The sequence below is a fragment of the Kitasatospora sp. NPDC047058 genome, from assembly GCF_040643935.1.
Classification (GTDB): domain Bacteria; phylum Actinomycetota; class Actinomycetes; order Streptomycetales; family Streptomycetaceae; genus Kitasatospora.
The window spans coordinates 1-3,388 of sequence record NZ_JBEYVJ010000592.1 but is presented as its reverse complement, the minus strand read 5'-3'; the positions used below and the strand labels follow the sequence as shown (position 1 = coordinate 3,388).

The window sequence follows — 3,388 nt, the reverse complement described above, 5'->3', positions numbered from 1 at the left end:
GGTTGCCTTAAATCGCGGGGCGATCAAGCACTAAGTGGCGGGACGGTTCCGTCGCCCCCGGCGGGTAGGGCACGACGGACAGCCTAGGGTCCGCCCCGCCGGTCGGGTCGGACGGGCCCTGACCAGCGGGACGGGCCTTGAGCAGCGGGACGGCCCCGATCAGCAGGCCGGGCCCCGATCAGCAGGACGAGCTGATCAGGAGGCCGGCGAGGCCGGCGTCAGCCGCAGGGTGACCAGCTCGAACGGCCGCAGCGCGAGCGTCACCCCGTCGCCGTCCGCCGTCACCTCGCCGCGGGTGCCGTCCCACGGCCGCTCCAGCAGGTCGCAGGGCACCGCCCCGGCCAGCGGGAACGAGGTGCCGAGCCGGCCCCGGGCGCGGCCGCCGTGCGCCTCGTAGACGCGGACGACCAGGTCGCCGCTGCCGTCGTCGGCGAGCTTGACCGCGCTCACCACGAGGGCGTCCGCGTCCAGCTCCACCAGCGGCCGGACCGCGTCCACGGAGCCGGTGACCGTGCGCTCGGGCAGGCTGATCAGGTAGCCCTCGCGGACGGCGTCGGCGATCCCGGCGCCCGGCACCAGGGCGTGCCGGAACCGGTGCAGGCCCTGGTCGGTGCGCGGGTCGGGGAAGCGCGGGGCGCGCAGCAGCGAGAACCGCACCGTCGTGGTGGTGCCGCCGTCGCCGTCGCGCACCGTCCGGGTGACGTCGTGGCCGTAGGTGGAGGCGGTGACCAGCGCGACGCCCCAGCCGGGCTCGTCCAGGTGGACGAAGCGGTGGTTGCAGGCCTCGAACTTGGCCGCCTCCCAGCTGGTGTTGGTGTGGGTGGGCCGGTACAGGTGGCCGAACTGGGTCTCGGCGGCGTACCGCTCGGTGTGCACGTCCAGCGGGAAGGCCGCCTTGAGGAACTTCTCCGTCTCGTGCCAGTCCACCTCGGTGTCGATGTCCAGCCGCCGCTCGCCCGCGTGCAGGGCGAGCGTCTGGACCGCCGTCGACGCGCCGAAGGAGCGGGTCACCCGGACGGCGGCGGCGTCCGGCGTGTCGGCGACGACGGCCACCGAGTCCGCCGCGGTCAGGTCGGTGACCGTGTTGCGGTAGAACTGGTCCACGTCCCAGGCGTCCCACATGTTCGGGAAATCCGGGTGCAGTTGGAGCAGGTTGGCGCGGGCGCCGGGGGCGACCGTCTCGCGGCCGGTGGCCAGGTCGACCGCCGAGACCACCAGGCCGTCGCCGTCCACCGTCACCGAGAGCAGCCCGTTGGCGAGTACGAAGCCGCCCTCCGCCCGCGCGGTGACCGAGCAGCCGGAGCCGCCGTCGGGTGCGGCGGCCGCGCCGCCGGCCGGCACCCCGGCCCGGGCGTGCGGGGCCGCGTTGAACACCAGCGCCCGCCCGCCCGCCGCGTCCCCGGCCAGAGCCTGCTGCGCCCGGCCGATCAGCCGCTCCAGCTCCGCCGCGAGCCCCGCGTAGGTGGCCTCCGCCTCGCGGTGCACCCAGGCGATCGAGGAGCCGGGCAGGATGTCGTGGAACTGGTGCAACAGCACCGTCTTCCAGATCCGGTCCAACTCCTCGTACGGGTAGGGCAGTCCGGTGCGCAGCGCGGCGGTGGCGCACCACAGCTCGGCCTCGCGCAGCAGGTTCTCGCTGCGGCGGTTGCCCTGCTTGGTCCTCGCCTGGCTGGTCAGCGTCGCCCGGTGCAGCTCCAGGTACAACTCGCCGACCCAGACCGGCGGTTGCGGGTACTCGGCCTGCGCCTTGGCGAAGAAGTCGGCGGGCCGCTCCCAGCGGACGGTGGCCGAGCCCTCCAAGTCCCGCAGCCGGGCGGCCTTGGCGACCATCTCCCGGGTGGTGCCGCCGCCGCCGTCGCCCCAGCCGGTCGGTGCGATCGAGTGCCGGGCGACTCCCTTGTCCTTGAAGTTCCTCGCCGCGTGGGCGATCTCGCTGCCCTTCATGGAGCAGTTGTAGGTGTCCACCGGCGGGAAGTGGGTGAAGATCCGGGTGCCGTCGATGCCCTCCCAGAGGAAGGTGTGGTGCGGGAACCTGTTGACCTGGCTCCACGAGATCTTCTGCGTGAGCAGCCACTTGGAGCCCGCGTTGCGGATGATCTGCGGCAGCCCGCCGGTGAAGCCGAAGGTGTCCGGCAGCCAGGCCTCCTGGTTCTCGACCCCGAACTCCTCCAGGAAGAACCGCTTGCCGTGGACGAACTGCCGGGCCATCGCCTCCGAGGAGGGCATGTTGGTGTCCGACTCCACCCACATGCCGCCGGCCGGCACGAACCGTCCGTCCGCGACGGCCTTCTTGACCCGCGCGTACACCTCGGGCCGGTGCTCCTTGATCCAGGCGTACTGCTGCGCCTGGGACATGGTGTAGACGAAGTCCGGCTCGTCCTCCAGCAGCGCCGTCATGTTGGCGGTGGTCCGGGCGACCTTGCGGACGGTCTCGCGCAGCGGCCAGAGCCAGGCCGAGTCGATGTGGGCGTGGCCGACCGCGCTGATCCGGTGCGCGGACGGTGCGGCGGGCGAGGCCAGCACCCCGGCGAGCTGCGCACGGGCCGCGGCCGCGGTGCCGTTGACGTCCTGCAGGTCGACGGTGTCGAGCGCCCGCTCGACCGCGCGCAGCACCTCCCAGCGGCGGGCGCCCTCGACCGGCAGCTCGGCCATCAGCTCGCCGAGCACCTCAAGGTCCATCACCAGCTCCCAGACCGTCTCGTCGAAGACGGCGAGGTCCATCCGCGCCAGCTTGTACTGCAGTTCGGACCCGGCGGTCTCGCGGTCGCCCAACTCGGTGGGCAGGAAGGGGTGGTAGTCGAGGATGACCGGATTGGACGCGGCCTCGACGTGCAGCTCGACCCGCTCGCCGCCGGCCGCCGGGGCGGCGATCCGGACCCACTGGTTCTGCGGGTTGAGGCCCTTCACCGGGGTGCCGTCCGGGCGGTACACCAGGCCCTCGCACTGGAAGCCGGGCATGTTGGCGTCGAAGCCGAGGTCGAGCAGCGCCTCGACCGTCCGCCCGGCCCACTCGGCGGGGACGGTGCCGGTGACGGTGATCCAGCTGGTGCCCCAGGGCGCGCCCCAGGCGTCGCCGGCCGCGATCGGGGTGCGCGGCGCGGCCAGGCCCTCGGCGACCGGGACGGGCTCGCCGGGCGCCGTCCAGACCGACACCTCCAGCGGAACGGACGCGGGGTGGACCGCGGGGCGGATGCGCTCGTCCAGGACGCGCTTGAGGCGGGACTCGACCAGGGTGCGGTCATCGTGCATGTCAGCAGGCTCCGTTGCGGTACTGAGGGGTGGACGGGGGGACGCGGCCGTCAGCCGTGGCCGGGCTGGTTGCGGTCGATCGCGGCCTCGAACTCGCCGGCGACGGCAGCGTCACGCTCAGGGCAGTCCGACCCGAGGT

General features: G+C 73.5%; 1 protein-coding gene. It reads right to left on the bottom strand.

All coding sequences use genetic code 11. The features are described 5' to 3' along the window. Window positions 1-195: 195 nt before the first annotated feature. Entirely contained in the window at window positions 196-3,249 is a 3,054-nt protein-coding gene (locus ABZ885_RS37935) for a glycoside hydrolase family 38 C-terminal domain-containing protein (protein ID WP_360199261.1), read from the bottom strand. Between the last annotated feature and the right edge of the window lie 139 nt (window positions 3,250-3,388).

Excerpts from the sequence above, each read along its gene's own strand:
- ABZ885_RS37935 (WP_360199261.1), bottom strand. The coding sequence starts at position 3,249 with ATGCACGATGACCGCACCCTGGTCGAGTCCCGCCTCAAGCGCGTCCTG.